The organism is Salipiger sp. D13 (assembly GCF_003703915.1).
In the GTDB taxonomy this organism is placed as follows: domain Bacteria; phylum Pseudomonadota; class Alphaproteobacteria; order Rhodobacterales; family Rhodobacteraceae; genus Salipiger; species Salipiger profundus.
In genome coordinates, this window is sequence record NZ_ML112590.1 from 237,646 (window position 1) to 253,396 (window position 15,751).

General features: G+C 66.2%; 15 protein-coding genes, 1 tRNA gene and 1 pseudogene. 2 read left to right on the forward strand and 15 right to left on the reverse strand.

Features of this window, described 5'->3' with window-relative positions; translation table 11 throughout:
• Nucleotides 1-2: 2 nt before the first annotated feature.
• A complete protein-coding gene (gene lpxD / locus D6860_RS01065) occupies nt 3-1,094 on the reverse strand; it encodes a UDP-3-O-(3-hydroxymyristoyl)glucosamine N-acyltransferase (RefSeq protein ID WP_076624542.1) in 1,092 nt (363 codons plus the stop codon).
• Between the two features lie 29 nt (nt 1,095-1,123).
• Nucleotides 1,124-2,758, reverse strand: a complete 1,635-nt coding sequence (locus tag D6860_RS01070) for a L,D-transpeptidase family protein (RefSeq protein ID WP_076625426.1) — start codon at nt 2,756-2,758, stop codon at nt 1,124-1,126.
• 332 nt (nt 2,759-3,090) lie between these two features.
• Here D6860_RS01070 and D6860_RS01075 point away from each other — a divergent pair, with 332 nt between their 5' ends.
• Nucleotides 3,091-3,660: a peptidoglycan L,D-endopeptidase MepK gene (locus D6860_RS01075; protein WP_017467288.1), complete on the forward strand. Its 570-nt coding sequence runs from the start codon at nt 3,091-3,093 to the stop codon at nt 3,658-3,660.
• 130 nt (nt 3,661-3,790) lie between these two features.
• Here D6860_RS01075 and D6860_RS01080 read toward each other — a convergent pair whose 3' ends face one another.
• The 4 genes from D6860_RS01080 to D6860_RS01095 all read right to left on the reverse strand — a co-directional run bounded on the left by D6860_RS01080 (nt 3,791) and on the right by D6860_RS01095 (nt 6,365).
• Nucleotides 3,791-4,357, reverse strand: a complete 567-nt coding sequence (locus tag D6860_RS01080) for a GNAT family N-acetyltransferase (protein ID WP_017467287.1) — start codon at nt 4,355-4,357, stop codon at nt 3,791-3,793.
• 115 nt (nt 4,358-4,472) lie between these two features.
• The gene (gene rpmA, locus D6860_RS01085) at nt 4,473-4,742 is read right to left on the reverse strand and encodes a 50S ribosomal protein L27 (protein WP_076624541.1); all 270 of its coding nucleotides are present in this window, start codon (nt 4,740-4,742) and stop codon (nt 4,473-4,475) included.
• 19 nt (nt 4,743-4,761) lie between these two features.
• Nucleotides 4,762-5,334 (reverse strand): 50S ribosomal protein L21, encoded by a 573-nt coding sequence (locus tag D6860_RS01090; RefSeq protein WP_076624540.1) that lies wholly within the window; start codon nt 5,332-5,334, stop codon nt 4,762-4,764.
• A gap of 209 nt (nt 5,335-5,543) precedes the next feature.
• Nucleotides 5,544-6,365, reverse strand: a complete 822-nt coding sequence (locus tag D6860_RS01095; protein ID WP_083697866.1) for a DUF2059 domain-containing protein — start codon at nt 6,363-6,365, stop codon at nt 5,544-5,546.
• Between the two features lie 174 nt (nt 6,366-6,539).
• On the opposite strand from D6860_RS01095, the gene D6860_RS01100 reads away from it, so the two are divergent.
• A tRNA-Ser gene (locus D6860_RS01100) sits at nt 6,540-6,629 on the forward strand.
• A 416-nt stretch (nt 6,630-7,045) separates the two neighbouring features.
• Here D6860_RS01100 and D6860_RS01105 read toward each other — a convergent pair.
• The 9 genes and pseudogenes from D6860_RS01105 to D6860_RS01145 all read right to left on the reverse strand — a co-directional run.
• Nucleotides 7,046-7,420 (reverse strand): annotated as a pseudogene (locus D6860_RS01105) (transposase); the annotation flags it as partial.
• Nucleotides 7,421-7,620: 200 nt separating this feature from the next.
• Nucleotides 7,621-8,100 (reverse strand): hypothetical protein, encoded by a 480-nt coding sequence (locus tag D6860_RS01110; protein ID WP_017466974.1) that lies wholly within the window; start codon nt 8,098-8,100, stop codon nt 7,621-7,623.
• 3 nt (nt 8,101-8,103) lie between these two features.
• Nucleotides 8,104-8,919: a DUF3100 domain-containing protein gene (locus tag D6860_RS01115; RefSeq protein ID WP_017466973.1), complete on the reverse strand. Its 816-nt coding sequence runs from the start codon at nt 8,917-8,919 to the stop codon at nt 8,104-8,106.
• Nucleotides 8,920-9,019: 100 nt separating this feature from the next.
• Nucleotides 9,020-10,555: an aldehyde dehydrogenase family protein gene (locus tag D6860_RS01120; RefSeq protein ID WP_017466972.1), complete on the reverse strand. Its 1,536-nt coding sequence runs from the start codon at nt 10,553-10,555 to the stop codon at nt 9,020-9,022.
• Complete coding sequence (locus D6860_RS01125; RefSeq protein ID WP_256359814.1) at nt 10,555-11,520, reverse strand: NAD(P)-dependent oxidoreductase; 966 nt, start codon at nt 11,518-11,520, stop codon at nt 10,555-10,557. Before D6860_RS01125 ends, D6860_RS01120 begins: the two co-directional genes overlap by 1 nt.
• A 75-nt stretch (nt 11,521-11,595) precedes the next feature.
• Nucleotides 11,596-12,504: a LysR family transcriptional regulator gene (locus D6860_RS01130; RefSeq protein ID WP_076624538.1), complete on the reverse strand. Its 909-nt coding sequence runs from the start codon at nt 12,502-12,504 to the stop codon at nt 11,596-11,598.
• Nucleotides 12,504-13,643, reverse strand: a complete 1,140-nt coding sequence (locus D6860_RS01135; protein WP_076624537.1) for an amidohydrolase — start codon at nt 13,641-13,643, stop codon at nt 12,504-12,506. Before D6860_RS01135 ends, D6860_RS01130 begins: the two co-directional genes overlap by 1 nt.
• Before the next feature lie 40 nt (nt 13,644-13,683).
• Nucleotides 13,684-14,580 carry a VOC family protein gene (locus tag D6860_RS01140; RefSeq protein WP_076624536.1) on the reverse strand — a complete coding sequence of 299 codons (897 nt, stop codon included), beginning with the start codon at nt 14,578-14,580 and terminating at the stop codon, nt 13,684-13,686.
• Nucleotides 14,577-15,359: a serine O-acetyltransferase gene (locus D6860_RS01145; RefSeq protein WP_017467869.1), complete on the reverse strand. Its 783-nt coding sequence runs from the start codon at nt 15,357-15,359 to the stop codon at nt 14,577-14,579. Before D6860_RS01145 ends, D6860_RS01140 begins: the two co-directional genes overlap by 4 nt.
• Nucleotides 15,360-15,751 lie beyond the last annotated feature (392 nt).

Here is a 15,751-nt window from a genome sequence, read left to right on the forward strand (position 1 = left end):
GTTTACCCATCCCCGCCCGGCTTGGAAACCGCTTTCTTGAGCGCCGCCACCTCGCGGAAAAGACGGGGCAGCCGGCGGATCGCCTTGTAGCTTTCGACATGCGCATCCATCTTGGTCGCCGGGTAGCCGAGCATCGCGCGGCCCGCCGGCACGTTTGCCATGAGCATGGTGCCGGCCCCGGTGATGACCCGGTCGCCGACGCGGATGTTGTCGACCACGCCGGTCTGCCCGCCAAGCACCACGTTGTCGCCCAGCACGGTCGAGCCGGCGATCCCGACCTGTCCGCAGAGCAGGCAGTTGCGGCCGATCACCACGTTGTGGCCGACCTGCACGAGGTTGTCGATCTTGGTGCCCTCGCCGACCACCGTGTCGCGCACGGTTCCCCGGTCGATGCAGGCGTTCGCCCCGAGTTCGACGTCGTCGGCGATGGTCACGCCGCCCAGCGAATGGATGCGAGCCCAGCTCTGGGCCTCGGCGTCGTTCTCGCGCCCAAGCGTTTCGCGGACCTGCTCGACGCCCGAAGGCTCGGGGGTCACGAAGGAAAATCCGTCGCCGCCGACCACGGCCCCGGGCTGCGCGATGAAACGCGCGCCGATGGTGACGCGGGCGCCGATGCGGACACCGGTATGCAGAAGCGAGCCCGCGCCGACGCGACTCTGCCAGCCCACGTGGCACTGCGGGCCGATGATCGTGCCGGCCCCGATCTCGGCGCCGGCGCCGACGATGCTGAAGGGACCGATCGAGACACCCTCGCCCAGCCGGGCCGAAGGGTCGACGATGGCCGATTGATGAATGCCGCCGCCGTAGCCCGGCCCCGGGTCCATCATGGCCGACAGACCGGAGAGCGCGTGCCGCGGGCGCGGCGCCAGCAGCGCGGCGCGCAGCCCCAGCGCCTGCCAGTCGGCGCCCTGCCACAGCATCGCCGCCTGCGCCTGGCCGTCGGCAATCTGCGCGGCGAACTCGGGCTTCATCGCCAGCGCCAGTTCGTCGGACGCCGCCAGCGCCGGCTCGTTGACGCCGCTCACCTCGAGGTCGGTGTCACCCTGCGCTTCGAGCCCGAGCGCAGTGGCGATGTCGAAAATGCTGTAGGGCATGCTGTCCTCCGGGATGTCTCCCGCAGGATCTAGCTGCGCGGTGCCGCCAGCGCCACCCCCGCAGCCGAGAGGGCATCCCAAAGCTTTGCGTCGCGACCGTAGATGTCCTTGCGGAAGTTGACCGGGCCCTTCGCCTTGGTGAAGGCGGTGCGATAGATCAGGTGCACCGGCACGGGCTGCTCGAGGTTCACGCGGGCCTCACTCTGGGTGCGCAACTTGCGCTCGAAGAGACCCTGCGGATCGTCCGTCTGCAGCGAGAGCAGCGCATAGGCGAAGTCCTTGGGGTCGCCCAGCCGAACGCAGCCATGCGAGTAGGCGCGCTCCGTCTCGTTGAAGAGATGCTTCGCCGGAGTGTCGTGCAGGTAGATGTTGTACTTGTTCGGGAACATGAACTTCACCTGACCAAGCGCGTTGCGCGGCCCCGGCGGCTGTCGCATCGAGAACGGAAAGTTCGCCTTGGTATACTGCGAGAAGCCACGACCCCGGTTCACCCGGCGCCCCCGGCTGTCGGTGATCTCGAGATGGCTGACCGCACCGGGATTACGCCGCAGCATCGGAAGGTACTCCTTCACGACGATCGACCGCGGCACATACCACGACGGGTTGATGACCATGTGTTCCATGGTGTCGGAGAACTCGGGAGTCTGACGATCCGCGTCCCTGTGCCCGACGACCGAACGGGTTTCGAAGGTCGTCTTGCCGTCATCGATGATCCGGGTCTGGAAGTCGGCGACGTTCACGAGAACGTGCCGCTTACCGAGCCCCTCCGGCGCATTGAGCCAGCGTTCACGTTCCATCGCGACGATGACCGACTTCAGCCGGTCGACCGCCGGCACGTTGATTTCGGCCAGCGTGGACGGGCCGGCGATACCATCGACCTTGAGCCCGTGATCCGTCTGGAACTGGGCGACTGCATCGCTCAGGGCACCGTCGTATCGCGGCGACGCGGAGCGTGCGAGGTAGCCCATCGCAGCAAGCCGGTCCCGCAGTGCGACGACGGCCGGACCGGACTGACCCGGCTCGAACTTGTCGCCTGTGACGGCCTGCCCCCAGCCGCCGCGCGCGATTTCCTGCTCCAAGGTCAGCTTGGCCCGCATGAGTCGCGTGTATTCCGGCCCCTGCGGCGCGAGCCCCTTGAGGACGACTTGCGGATCCCCCTGCTCGAGGCGCTCGAGCAGCGCCTCCGACGGCAGACGTTGCGGGCCGCGCTTGGTTCCGCTGTTCACACGACGGCCGTCGAGCACGCCGCCGTTCAGGTCATGCGCGTAACGCAGGTAGGTTTCACTGAGCGTGATCTCGAGTTGGCCCCTCGCCCGGTCCCCACGGACCGAACGCATCTGGGCCATCAGGCCGGCCGCGTCATAACGGGACACGGGAAGTCCGTGCATCTCGGCCTGGCTCAGGGCATCCAGAAGCGCGGCGCGACGGGCGGAGGACTGTGCATCGGTCCCGGTCCAGACCGGCTCGAAGCCCCGGGCGCGATAGAAGGAGGCAAGCCCTTCGTCTTCCGACACGGACTCGGCGACGGCCTGTTTGTAGGCGGTCAGCGCGAGCCCTTGGGCGGCTGCAGGCTGCGGTGTCGCGGCAAGGAACCACGCCCCGGCCAGGGCCGCGGCAAATCCGGCCCTTACGCAATAGGATGTCTGGAAACGCGCTGTCGTCATGTCTCGCTCTGCATAATGGCTCATGGTGTTCAAACTATTCTTCTTTCTCGAGGGGCCGGAGTGTCCACTGACATCTGCGCGACGACCGGTCTTTCGCTTGCACATGCGGCACTAACGCACCGCCCCACGAGATCGGCGCATATGCGCCACAGCGCCAGCACCATTTGCGCGGGTTTTTGCCGAAATCGCTTGCCGTTTTTCGTTCGCACTAAATCAACCTTTCGAGTCGATGATGATCGTGGCATAAAAACCGCACATCTTGGGGGAGATGGCAGGGTCGCCCAACGAGGCGATGAAACAGGTACAGCGACACTACGGGACAGGCGCTTCACATGACAGAAAACTCCGCAGGCGGCCTCACGCGCCGCGGCCTTCTTGGCGCATTCGCAGCCACGATCGTCACAGCAGCTCCGACCTATGCCAGCGCAGCAGGCTTCCTGCGCGGCGGCGGCGATGTTCGCCGGGTCAAGATGTATTCCGGACGCACCGGCGAGAAGATCGACATGATTTACTGGATCGAAGGTCAGTACATCCCTGAAGCTCTCAAGGAAATCAACTACTTCATGCGCGACTGGCGCACGAACGACGTCAAGACCATCGACGCTCGGACCATCGACATCATGGCCGCGGCGCACAACCTGATGGATACGAGCGAGCCTTACATGCTGATCTCGGGCTACCGTTGTCCGAAGACCAACGCGATGCTCCGCGCTCGCAGTTCGGGTGTGGCCAAGAACTCGCGCCATCTCCGGGGCGAGGCAGCGGACCTTCACCTCAACTCGCGCTCCGTCAACCAGATCGCCAAGGCCGCTCAGGCTTGCAAGGCAGGCGGCGTCGGACGTTATACCTCCTCCAACTTCGTTCACATGGACTGCGGCCCGGTCCGTAGCTGGGGGAGCTGAGCCCGGCTCGCGCTTCATTCACATGAACAGAACGTATCACGAGGCGCCCCGTTCCGGGCGCCTCGTTGTTTTTACGCTGATATTTCCGTGAGGTCGGCGTGTCTGGCGAACCGTTCCTGTCTGCCCGAGCTTAGCCCAGGCGACGCAGATAGGTCCAGGTCGGAACCTTGGCCTTGCGCACCACGCAATAGGCTTCGGCGTCTCCGATGTATTCGAACCCGCAATTCGTCAGAACCCGCGCCGAGGCCGGATTGTCCTGAAAGACGCTGGCAAAGAACGTTGCCGAGCGATTTGGGTTCGCGTCGATGACCGCCTGGACTGCTTCCGAAGCGTGGCCGGTGTTCCAGTAAGGTGGGGCGATCCAATAGCCGATCTCGCTCTGGTTGCCTTCGAGCCGCTCGAGCGAAATCACGCCGAGAACCTCGGAACCGCCCTGCCCCGAAGCATCCAGCGCCCAGACATCCTCGACCCTGTCCGCCGCGGTGGCGCGGGCAATGTAGGCTTCGGTCGCCCCGGGCGGAAGCGGATGCGGTATCGAGGTCGTCATGCGCGCAACGCGCTCGTCACTGGTGTAGAGCCTGATCAGACCGGCGTCCGAGCGGCGCAGCGGACGCAGCACGAAACGTTCGGCCGGAATCTCCGCCTGCAACGCGACCGGGTCGGGCCGCTCGGGCATTTTCAACTGGTCCAGATTCATGTGCACACTCCTCTCATGCACTCGTCACGATGAACCGGCGTTTCCCCTCCCTGAAACGCCGAAGGGGACCGGCTTTTCGCCGATCCCCCTGATTTTCATCACCTTTGAGGTCGGCTTACTCGGCAGCCTCCGCCACCGGAAGGACGGATACGAAGGTGCGTCCCTTCAGGCCCTTGCGGAAGGTCACGGAACCGGCTTCGGTGGCAAAGATCGTGTGATCCTTGCCCATGCCGACGCCCTGGCCCGGCCAGAACTTGGTGCCGCGCTGACGGATGATGATGTTGCCCGGGGTCGCGTCCTGACCACCGTAAAGCTTCACGCCAAGACGGCGGCCGGCGGAGTCGCGGCCGTTACGGGACGAACCGCCTGCTTTTTTATGTGCCATGGGTCTGTCTCCTTAACGCTTATGCGAGAGTCTTGGCCTGCTCGACCCACTCGGGCTTCACCTTGGCGGCCTCGAAGGTCTCGGGGTCCACTGCGGCGAGCTCGGCGAAGGTCGTGATGCCGGCCTCGTTGAGCTTCTTGGCGGCGGCGGGGCCGACACCGGTGATCTGGGTCAGGTCGTCGCCCGATGCGGCGGCCGGAGCGGCAGCTGCCTTCGGCGCGTCTGCGGCGGACACGGAGCCCGCGCCGACCGCGGCCTTGACGCCGGATGCATCCGCACCTTCGGCGAGGATCTCGGTCACGCGCAGCAGCGTCAGCTTCTGGCGGTGGCCCTTCGTGCGCTGCGAGCTGTGCTTGCGGCGACGCTTCACGAAGTGGATGACCTTGTCACCCTTGACCTGGTCGACGACCTCGGCCTGCACGGCGGCACCTGCCACCAGCGGCGCGCCCACGACGACCTTGTCGCCGCCGAGCATCAGGATGTCGTTGAACTGCACGGTTTCACCCGCGTCTGCGGCCAGCTTCTCCACGCGGAGCACGTCGCCCGCTTGGACCTTGTATTGCTTGCCGCCGGTTTTCATCACCGCGAACATCTGCATCTTCCTTGCATTAACCGCGTCCTGTGGCGCCCTTGCGGGACTTACCGGGCCATCTGGCCGCCTCGGACAGCGCGCCCTTTCAGGGCTGTCATTGATATATAACTCGAAAGCGGGGCCGCAATGGCCCCGTCACGAACCGCGCTTATCAACAGAACCCGCGTGTTTGTCAACCCGCCTCGGTCCCCTGCAATCCGAAGCCCCGTCTAGAGTTCCTCCGCGGCCAACTCCTGCGCCGCCGCAAGCCCCAGCGCATATGAAATCCGGTCATACATCTCGTTGAACCCCGCGAACAGCGCGGCATTCATGGCGCGGCCGGGCGCGCTGCTCGACAAGGCAACGTAATCCTGCAGATCCTCCAGCGGCAGGGGGCCGTAGGCCATGAGCAGGTATCCGTAGAGCCATTCCCGCGTGTCCGCGCGGGTCTCGGCCTCCTGCGACCACACCTCGCGCAGGATCTCGTCCTCGGCCATGTCGAAAGCCCCGCCGTCGACCATCCCGAGGTAGAACTGGTAGCTGGCATTCATTCCGCCCGTGACATTGGCCTCAAGAAGATCGTTGGCCTCGACGAATTCCTCCACGAGGTCGAGGCGCGGATGATCCGACGCGCCATCGAGCCCGCGGAAGACCTCTCGGGCCGATTGCTCGACATCATCGTCGATCAGCGCCCGGCGGGCGGAAAGCTCGAGCTCGACGATGCGCTGCCCGGTGTCCCCGGAAAAGAACTCGAGGATGCGGTTGGCGTCGGTGTCGCCGAACGTTTCAGAGAACCGGGCCCGCACGGTCTCTTCCATGGCCTCTATGTCGTAGATCGACGACACCGTGTCCTCCCACCCCTCGGACGGGGCGCCGGCTGTCAGGTCGCGTGCCATCTCGTTCCCGTAAGCGAGCCCCTCCTCGCGCATCACCTCCAGGATCTCGGGCAGGCGCAGCGCGTCGAGAACGGCATCGGCCGGGTCCTCCGGATCGGCGGTCGCGGGCCAGGCAAGAGCCGTGGTCAGGGCGCAGGCAACTGTGCGCAGGAACATGTGGCGAGACCTCCCGTTCGCTGGTTGGAGGAAAGCCTAGGCCCGGGCGCGAGGATTTCCAAGGCGACAACGCGGCGTCTCCCCACCCCGCGCGAAAATCTGCGAAAATGTTGAACTTTTGCTGTTGCACCCGCTGAAGCATCTCGTTAAACGGCGCTCCACAACGACCCCCGCGGAGAGGTGCCGGAGTGGTCGAACGGGGCGGTCTCGAAAACCGTTGACCCTTCACGGGGTCCCAGGGTTCGAATCCCTGTCTCTCCGCCACTTTGGCCTTATTTCACTGGTTTCTGGTCCTACCCGCTCTTGCGGGTCGTAAGAGCCGTGAAATGCCAGATTCGGCATATTATGACGACTTTCCCCCCGGTTGCACCGACTATGCCGAGATGCCGCCGTTGGTGCCACTGAACATCCCGGAAGATGTCCTGAAACGACGAAGCCCCGCCGTTTCGAGCGGGGCTGCTTCGGGCAGATGCCATGCTGGTTCAGGGACCGGCATTCCCATCAGCGTTAGCGATCTCCTGCTGCTCCTGCGATAGGTAGCGGAAGTAATAGCGCTCGGTCGTGTTCACAGATCCGTGGCCAATGTAGCGCTGGACGCGATAGACCGCCCCGCCCTTCCCTCAGCCGTTCGATTGCGAACTTGTGGCGGATGTCATGGAGTCGGGCGCCGAAGGCTCATCTTCAAACACCTGTCGCAGCAGGTTGCTTTCCCGGAACCTGCCGTGGCGATACCGCGAGAAGGTCAAATGATCCGGGACGTTGCCCTCCAGGCCCAACCGGCAGAACCAAGGATAGGCCAGGTTCAGATGAACCTCGTTGCACAGGCGTCGTTCAGACCGGATGCCCATGACGTAGCCGATCACCAGCATCCGACTGATCAGTTCGGGGTCGATGGAGGGGCGGCCAAGGTGGCTGTAGAACGGTCGCAGCGCCTCCCGCAGGCTGTCACCGTCAAGGAACAGATCGATCTCTCGCAGCATATGATTGGCCGGGACATGACGGTCCAGATTGAACTCATAGAACAGCTGCACTGGAGCGTCCTGCCGACCCATCATCCCGATTTCCTCTCATCCCCTCATCGTCGGGTGAAACGAGAGACTTGCCGCACTGCAACAAAGACTTTCTCAACAGCATCGGCGGGAACCCGTCATTCGCCGCGACGACCACAGGAAAGGACCGCCAGTCGTACGTTGCCCGACAGCGTATGGATGCCACGGGCCGTTGAGCACGGCCCGTGGCGGGGATCAGGACGTGATCAGAGGAACGCCTGCGCCACGATGGCCGAGCCCACGTAGGTGCCGGTCATCACCAACACGGCAACCACGGCGATCTTCCAGCCCGAGGCCTTGGCGATCTCGATCTCGCGCTTGGCGATCGCGATGCCGGCATATGCGAGGCAGGGCGTTGCCAGCGTCAGGAAATTCACGTGGCTGACCTTGTCGAGGACCCAGGCGCTGCCCGGCGTCCAGGGCATGGTGGCCAGAATGCCGACGGCGGAAATCCACGCGACAGAGGGCAGCTTGAACGGCACGAACCTGGTCAGAAGCATGCCGATCATGCACATCACCCACAGGATGATCAGCCCCACCAGCCCCTGGGGAACGGTGTTTTCGGTCGCCACGGTGTTGCCCACCAGCGCGATCACGCAGACCACCGCCAGCGCCGCGGCATGGGCACCGAGGCCGAGCTTGAGTTCTTCGGTCGGATCGAGGTCTTGGGATTGGATGTCGCTCATGGCTCAGGCTCCGGCGTTCGAGGGCTCTTTGCGGCCCAGCAGGTCGTAGAGTTTCTCGGTCAACGGCAGCGCCACGAAGACGCAGAGGTAGAGACCGGTGGCGTAGGTCAGCACGTTGGACGCGCCGGCCAGCGCAAGGATCTGCTCTTCCATTTCGGGCACCGCATGCACCAGAGCGCCCGAGCAGGCCGCCATCATGCTGCCCGAGCCGATGCCGCAGGCCATGGCCAGCGCCTCGACCGAGAAGGCCCCGGTCGTCGCCAGGATCGACGCGAGGATGGCAAAGATGAACGTGCCGAAGAGCGTCCCGATCACGTAGACACCCATGACACCGGCGCCTTCTTGGCTCTTGAGGCCGTATTTGTCGGCGATGATCGCGATGTTGGGTTCGCGCGCGACCGAGAAACAGGCACCGATGGACTCGCGGCCCATGCGCAGCACAAGCACCGCGACCGGGAAGGCCAGCAGGATGGTGCCAAGGTTGCCCAGCTCCTGCAGGATCAGCGCGGGACCCGCGGCGATGATCTGCTCCATGGACGGGCCGATGATCGTGCCGAACTTGGCAATGAAGGGCATGATGGCGATGACGATCAGCGGCGAGGCGGCATGTACCTCCCGATCGCGGATCAGCGCGCGGGCGCCCGAGATCACGTTGGGGTTGATCAGCAGCCCCATGACGAAGGCGTAGAGCAGCGGCAACAGCAGGATGGAGCCGATGCCGATCGGCACGGCGATGACGCCGACAAGCTCGGCGATAACGGTGATGACAAGCACGCTGCCATGCAGGCGCCAGTCGGTCAGAATGTCTTTTATTGGCATGAGGACCCTCTCTGTCGTGCCCCTTGGGGCGGGGCGTATTGGCCGGGACCGGGCGCTTACCCGGTCCGCAGCGGTTCGAAATTTCGGCGATCCGGGCGCTTCAGCCCGGCGCGTAGCCGAAGCCCTGCGCGGGGTTCGCCGCGGTCTCGACCCAGACGGACTTGGTCTGGGTGTAGGCGGCCAGCGCCTCGCGGCCCGACGAGCGGCCATAGCCCGAGCGCCCGAAGCCGCCGAAGGGCGACATGACGTTGATCGTCTTGTAGCTGTTGACCCAGAAGGTGCCCGCCCGGACCTCTGCCGCCATGCGGTGCGCCCGACCCACGTCCTGCGTCCAAACCGCGCCGGCAAGGCCGTAGGGCGTGGCATTGGCCAGCGCGATCGCCTCCTCCTCGGTGTCGAAGGGCAGAACGGACACCACGGGGCCGAAGACTTCCTCGTTGGCGATGGTCATCTGCGGGGTCACCCGGTCGACCACGGTGGGGGCGAAGAAAAAGCCGCCGCTTTCCGTCAGCGCTGCGGGTTTCGCGCCGCCACTGGTGATCTCGCCGCCCTGGCTCACGGCTTCGCGCACCATCTCGTCGATCTTCGACCATTGCCGCTGGTTGTTCACCGGACCGATCTGCGTCGCCGGGTCCATCGGCGCGCCGACGGGGATATTGCCGGCGGCGGCACTCAGCTTCTCGACCATCTCGGCATGCACCGAGCGGTGCACCAGCAGGCGCGAGCCAGCCACACAGCTTTGACCGCAGGAAGCAAAGATTGCCGCCTGCGCGCCCACCACGGCGCGATCGAGGTCGGCATCTCCGAAGACGATGTTGGCCGACTTGCCGCCCAGTTCGAGCACCGAGGGCACCAGCCGCTTGGCCGCTGCGCCCGCGATCTTGGATCCCGCTTCTGCGGAGCCGACGAAAACCACCAGCGCCGTCGCCGGGTTCTCGATCATCGCCTGACCGGAGCCCGGACCATCACCGGCGATGACGTTAACGAGGCCCTTGGGCACGCCCGCCTTCTCGCAGAGGATGCCGGTGACGATGGACGACAGCGGCGTCAGTTCGGACGGCTTGATCATCACGCCGTTGCCGGCGCAGATCGCCGGGGCGACCTGCCAGCAGCAGGTGAACAGCGGCGCGTTCCACGGCGTGATCTGGCTGACCACGCCAAGCGGCTCGTGCCGGGTGTAGTTGAGATGCGTCGAGGGCACCGGGATCACGTCACCGCTGATCTTGTCGCACCAGCCGGCGTAATATTCGAACATCTCGGCCATGCGCGCAGGCTCGCCGGTCGTGTCGCGGATCGGACGGCCCGAGGAGAGCGCCTCGAGCTCTGACAGCGCGGCGGAATTGGCGCGCAGTTGGCGGCCGATCTCGAACATGATGCGGCCGCGTTCGGAAGCGGTCTTGGCGAACCATTCCTTCTGCGCGCGAGTGGCAGCCTCGGCGGCCTGTGCCACGACGTCGGCACCAGCGTCCTTGTAGCGGGCGAAGACCTCGCCCGTCGCGGGGTCGGTCAGCTCCAGTGCGTGCCCGGTGCCCGGCACCAGTTCGCCGCCAACCCAGGATTGCACTTCGGAGGAGCCTGTCAGGTCCTTCAGCAGCTCGGCCACGCGGGCCGCGGTATCGATGATGTCCTTGGCCATCACTTGTCTTCCTTCTGGCTCAGGCGGTCCACCGTGGGATCGCCCATGTGCATGAAATCGTCGGCGTCCTTCAGGCCCGAGGTCTCCTCGGCCCAGAGGTCCGCCACCAGGTCGGCCACCGGCATGGCGCATCCGACGCTTTGCGCCAGTTCGCGGGCAAGCCGCACATCCTTGCGCATCAGCCCGGTGCTGAAGCCGCTGTCGAAGCTGCGCGGCAGCACCCAGTTGGGATAGTGGATTTCCGAGATCGCGCTGCGCCCGGTGGCCGAGTTGATCACCCGCAGCGCGTCTTCGGCGCCAACGCCCGACGCTTCGGCCAGCCGCAGCGCCTCGAGCGTGGTAACCATGTGGCTGGCGACCAGCATGTTGTTGACCAGCTTGGCCACATTGCCCGCGCCGCTCGGGCCGACGTGCAGGATCTTCGCCGCCATCGCCTCGAGCGCGGGCATCGCCGCGGTGACCCATTTCTCGTCACCGCCGAGCATGACCGAAAGCTGGCCTGCGGCCGCGCCCGCGGGCCCGCCGCTGACCGGCGCGTCGAGGAAGCCGTGCCCCTCCTCGGCAAGCGCCGCTGAAAGCTTGCGGCTGACCTCGGCCTCGGAGGTGGAGGTGTCGATGATGACCTTGGCCGCGGTGTCCGCGCCCAGCAGCCCCGCGTCCCGTGCCGCGGAAATGACGCCTTCGACATGCGCTGCCGTGGGCAGCGAAAGCACGATCACCTCTGCGGCGGCAACGACGTCCTCGGGGGTCGCCAGTGGCGCGATGCCCGCCTCGTGGGCGCGGTCCTGCGCCGCGGGGGAAGGATCGAAGCCCGAGACCTCGAACCCGGCGCGCACAAGGCTCGACGCCATGCCAAATCCCATGGCCCCAAGTCCGATCACCCCGGCCCGTTTGCCTGTCTCTGTTGCCATGTGATCTCCTGTCGTTGTGCTTGGCCAGCCACCCTTGGCTGGCGTTCCACACAGCTAACCGGAGGAACGGCGTTCACAGGTAGGGGGCATATCGCGCACATCGCGTTGCCATGATGGCAACGCGGGGGATCACCGGCGGAAGGCCACCATGCGGTCCGACAGGAAGGTGGCCACCAGGTCCACCGATTTCGGCAGGCGCCGGCGGGCCCGCACCATGAGGTGCGTGCTGACCCGGTGCAGCGCCGGCTCGTCCAGCTCGATCACCGCCAGGTCACCGCGAGCTGCTTGAATTGACGCAGAAAATCTCGGCAGGAAGGTCACGCCGATGCCCGCGCTCACGTAGCGGATCAGCAGCGCGATGGAGGAGGTCTCCACATGCACCCGCAGTGCCAGACCACGGTCGGCGGCGACCTGCCCCACGAGGTGCCGGATGGCGTGGCGGGCATCGAGCATGGCAACGGGATGTTCCAGCACCTCGGCCAGCCCCACGCTCCGCCGCCCCGCCAGTGATGAATTCGCGGGCACCACGGCGCAGAGCGGCTGGCGCCCCATGGCCAGCGAGCGCGTCGCCTCTGTCAGCAGCGGGTTGTAGGCGATCCCGATATCGGCCTCGCCCTCGACCACCCGGCGCTGCAACTCCTCGGTGCCAGCGTGATCCATGGAAATGCGCAGATCGGGCTGCTGACGGCTCAGCTCCGCCAGGCCATTCTCCATCAGGTCGGCGGTGAACCCCTCCCCAAGTGCGATGCGCACGGTCTGGGTCTGGCCCGCGCGATACCGGCCAATCTGGTCAAGAAGGAAAGTCTGTTCGTCCTGCAGGTGCAGTGCATGCTCTCGCAGCAGTTCCCCGGCCTCGGTCACCGTCACGCCCCTGGAGCTACGCTCGAAGAGCGTGACCCCGAGCCGGACCTCGGCATCGGCGATCTTGCGTGAAATCGCCGAAGGCACGACGTTCAGCCGATCCGCCGCCCGGCGGATCGAGCCCTCCTGCGCGACCGCGAGAAATTCGCGCAGGAAGCGGCTGTCGAGCGCGTCCATCAGCCCTGCGTGGCGCGACGGGCGAGGCGCACCCAGAACTCGGCCCCGGCGGGCAAGACCGCGTCGTTGAAGTCGAACTTCGCCGAATGCAGCCCGGGGTTCTCGCCCTCGCGCGCAGCACCAAGCCAGAGGTAGGCGCCGGGCACCTCGTTCAGCATGAAGGCGAAATCCTCGGAGGCCATGCTCGGACCGACCATCGACGTATCAAGCCCCATGTCGGCCGCGACCTCACGGGCCAGCGCGGCCTCGGGGGCGGTGTTGATCGTCGCGGGATAACGGCGCTGGTAGTCGATGTTGGCGGTGCAGCCCTGCGCGGCGGCCTCGGCGCTGGCCACCCGGCGGAGGCGATCCTCGATGATGTCGCCGGCCTCGGCGCCGAACCAGCGGCAGGTGCCACTCACGACGGCGCGGTCCGGGCAGACGTTGTAGGCCGAGCCGCTGTGGATCTGCGTGACCGACACCACGCCGGGTTCGAGCGGCGACAACGCGCGCGCAGGGATCTCCTGCAAGGCGGCGGCGGTGCGCCCGGCGGCGGCGATCACCCCGTCGGATTGTTCGGGCATGGCGCCATGGCCGCCCTTGCCGAGGATCTCGATGTCGAAGACCGAGAAGGCCGCCATCATCTTGTCGTCGCGGGCCACGAAGCGCCCCGGCGCGACGCCGGGCCAGTTGTGGATGCCAAAGACCTTGTCGCACGGGAACTGAGAGAACAGCCCCTGTTCGATCATGACCCGCGCGCCGCCGTCGCTTTCCTCGGCGGGCTGGAAAATCAGCGTGATCGTGCCTGTCTCGACGCCCTCCGCCGCGATCTGGCGCGCGGCCAGCAGCAGCATGGCCGTGTGTCCATCATGGCCGCAGGCGTGCATCTTGCCCGGAAGGGTCGAGGCATGGGCCGCACCCGTCGCCTCGACGATGGGCAGCGCGTCGATGTCGGCACGCAGGCCGATCACCGGCGCGCCCTGCCCCATCTGCGCGACGACGCCGGTGCCCGCGAGGCCACGATGCACCCGCCAGCCCCAGTCGGTGAGCAGCCCGGCGATCATCTCCGAGGTCCGGTGCTCTTCGAAGCCCAGTTCGGGATGGCGGTGCAGATCGTGGCGCCAGGCAATGGCTTCGGCGATGTGGTCTTGGTCGAACATGAGGTCTCCTTCGGGACGCGCGCGGGCGTCCGGATTTGCGTCAGGGCGCCTTCGGCGCCTCTTGGAAGGTCAGCAGGATGCCGCCCAGCTTTGCCGGCTCGGTCAGGACGAGTGCCCCGCCGATCTCACGAGCTGCGAAGCCGCCGGTCTCAACGAAAGGGCGCACCCGATCCAGCGCCTGGCAGGCGACATCGAGCGAGATCACCGAGGGTGCGCTGTCCGGGGCAAGGTCATCGGGCAGCGGCCCAAGGACAGCACGGGCGGCATCGCGGTCCAGCACCCGCCAGTGGCCTTTGCCGGTGGCGACGTCGAAGCCCCCGGCGGTGGCGGTCACGGCCCCGGGGCCGTGCAGCGTGGCCAGCCAGTCCCGCACCGCAGGCTGGTCTTTCGGCTCGGCGAGGATCGTGGCCGAGACAAAGCCATGCGCGCCATTGGGGTGGTCCATCCATTGCGGAAATTCGATCAGGTCGCGGCGGTGTTGCTGGCAGGCGAACATCGACAGGCGCGGGAGGCCGGGCCGGGTGAAGATCTTCAGCGTCGTCGCGGTGCGATCCGGCGTGCCGTCATCGCGCACAACGTCCCGACCGAATTCGATGGTCCCCTCGCAGTGCCCGCCGCGCGCCACGACCGCTGCCTCGTCCGCAGCAGCATCGCTTGAGTTGAGCGCAGAAAGCGGGACGCCTTCGCGCTCGTCCAGCCAGTGCTGGACATGGCGGCCGAACCGGAAATCTCCGGCCGGGTATCCGTCAAGCAGACCCTCGTCGCCGATACCTACCAACTCCAGCAGCTGGTTGCGGAAGATCACGAGCGCCGTGGATGTGCCCCACGGATGCATCCCCGGCGGCTTCATTAGAAAGCCCAGCTTCAGGTAGGTCTCACGCGCCTCGGCCAGATTGCGCACACAGACCAGCGGATGGTCGATCGCCAGCGAGGTCATCCCGCGCCACCTTTCAATTCAGCCAGCGTGACAAAGCCCGCGAACCGCCCGGCACCGCGATCGGTCCCGCGTGGCCCGGTCACCACGTGGCCGGGCGGAACGTCCTTGGTCACGATTGCGCCGGCTGCCACCGTCGCCCCTGCGCCCACCTCGACCGGGCCGAGGATCTTGGCGCCTGCCCCGACGACCGCGCCACGGCGCAGCTTGGGGTGCCGCCCTTCACCCATATCGACGAAGTTCGACCCCAGTGTCACCCCATGCCACAGGCTCACCCCCTCTTCGATGACCGACGTCTGTCCGATCACCAAGCCGAGTCCGTGATCGAACCACACGCCGCGGCCAATGGTTGCCTGTGGCCAGATCTCGACCGAAAGCGCGCGGGTGAACTGGCTCTTGATCGCCAGCGCGAGGTCTTCCCGCCCGGCCAGCCAGAGCGCCCGGCTCACACGGTAGGACAGAAGCGCGTGATAGCCGTTGGCAAACAGCAGCACCCGCGGGGCTCCTCCGGGCTGATCGTCGCGCGCGCTGGTAAGCAGCAGGTCGTCGAGCGCCGTGTCCAGCACCTCGGGCTCCCGGCGAAAGAGTGCAGCCGTCACCCCCCGCAGCCAGTCCCGCGCACGGCCTTCGGGCAAACAGGCGGTCAGCGCGGCGGCCATCAGGTCCGGCAGATCGGTCAGCGCGCCATCTTCGACCCCAAGCAGCACTGACAGCCCCGGCTCTTCGGCGAGTCGGTCAAGGGTGTCGGGCAGAAGCGTCTGCCGCAGAGAGTTCCGGCTCATGGGGCCTCGCGGGTGGTCGAAGGGGTCCCATGAAGCTGCCCCGACTACAGTGCTGCACACAAGAGCGAAAATATTGTCACCGTGTTGCTCCGAGGAGAACGCCAGGATCACCGCACAGGGCACCGCGGAGCAAGGTTTCTCCTGAGCCTCAATGGCCAACGCCGTCATTGAAGGCGGACCCGATGCTCTTGATGACGTCTCGCAAAATCGTGGGGAGTATCGGGACGGCGGCAACCAAGGGCCAAGGGATTGCCCTGAAAGAGCGCGATCCGGGCCTTCCCTTCGCAGGGCACGAAGGTCGGCTCTGGGCCGTCCACGACGCCAGCAGCATGCCACCACTATGACGTCTGACTATCCGTCCTGCACCGCTATAACTGCCGATGTCGCGCAAC

Excerpts from the sequence above, each read along its gene's own strand:
- lpxD (WP_076624542.1), bottom strand. The coding sequence starts at position 1,094 with ATGCCCTACAGCATTTTCGACATCGCCACTGCGCTCGGGCTCGAAGCG.
- D6860_RS01070 (WP_076625426.1), bottom strand. The coding sequence starts at position 2,758 with ATGACGACAGCGCGTTTCCAGACATCCTATTGCGTAAGGGCCGGATTT.
- D6860_RS01075 (WP_017467288.1), top strand. The coding sequence starts at position 3,091 with ATGACAGAAAACTCCGCAGGCGGCCTCACGCGCCGCGGCCTTCTTGGC.
- D6860_RS01080 (WP_017467287.1), bottom strand. The coding sequence starts at position 4,357 with ATGAATCTGGACCAGTTGAAAATGCCCGAGCGGCCCGACCCGGTCGCG.
- rpmA (WP_076624541.1), bottom strand. The coding sequence starts at position 4,742 with ATGGCACATAAAAAAGCAGGCGGTTCGTCCCGTAACGGCCGCGACTCC.
- D6860_RS01090 (WP_076624540.1), bottom strand. The coding sequence starts at position 5,334 with ATGTTCGCGGTGATGAAAACCGGCGGCAAGCAATACAAGGTCCAAGCG.
- D6860_RS01095 (WP_083697866.1), bottom strand. The coding sequence starts at position 6,365 with ATGTTCCTGCGCACAGTTGCCTGCGCCCTGACCACGGCTCTTGCCTGG.
- D6860_RS01110 (WP_017466974.1), bottom strand. The coding sequence starts at position 8,100 with ATGAGCGACATCCAATCCCAAGACCTCGATCCGACCGAAGAACTCAAG.
- D6860_RS01115 (WP_017466973.1), bottom strand. The coding sequence starts at position 8,919 with ATGCCAATAAAAGACATTCTGACCGACTGGCGCCTGCATGGCAGCGTG.
- D6860_RS01120 (WP_017466972.1), bottom strand. The coding sequence starts at position 10,555 with ATGGCCAAGGACATCATCGATACCGCGGCCCGCGTGGCCGAGCTGCTG.
- D6860_RS01130 (WP_076624538.1), bottom strand. The coding sequence starts at position 12,504 with ATGGACGCGCTCGACAGCCGCTTCCTGCGCGAATTTCTCGCGGTCGCG.
- D6860_RS01135 (WP_076624537.1), bottom strand. The coding sequence starts at position 13,643 with ATGTTCGACCAAGACCACATCGCCGAAGCCATTGCCTGGCGCCACGAT.
- D6860_RS01140 (WP_076624536.1), bottom strand. The coding sequence starts at position 14,580 with ATGACCTCGCTGGCGATCGACCATCCGCTGGTCTGTGTGCGCAATCTG.
- D6860_RS01145 (WP_017467869.1), bottom strand. The coding sequence starts at position 15,359 with ATGAGCCGGAACTCTCTGCGGCAGACGCTTCTGCCCGACACCCTTGAC.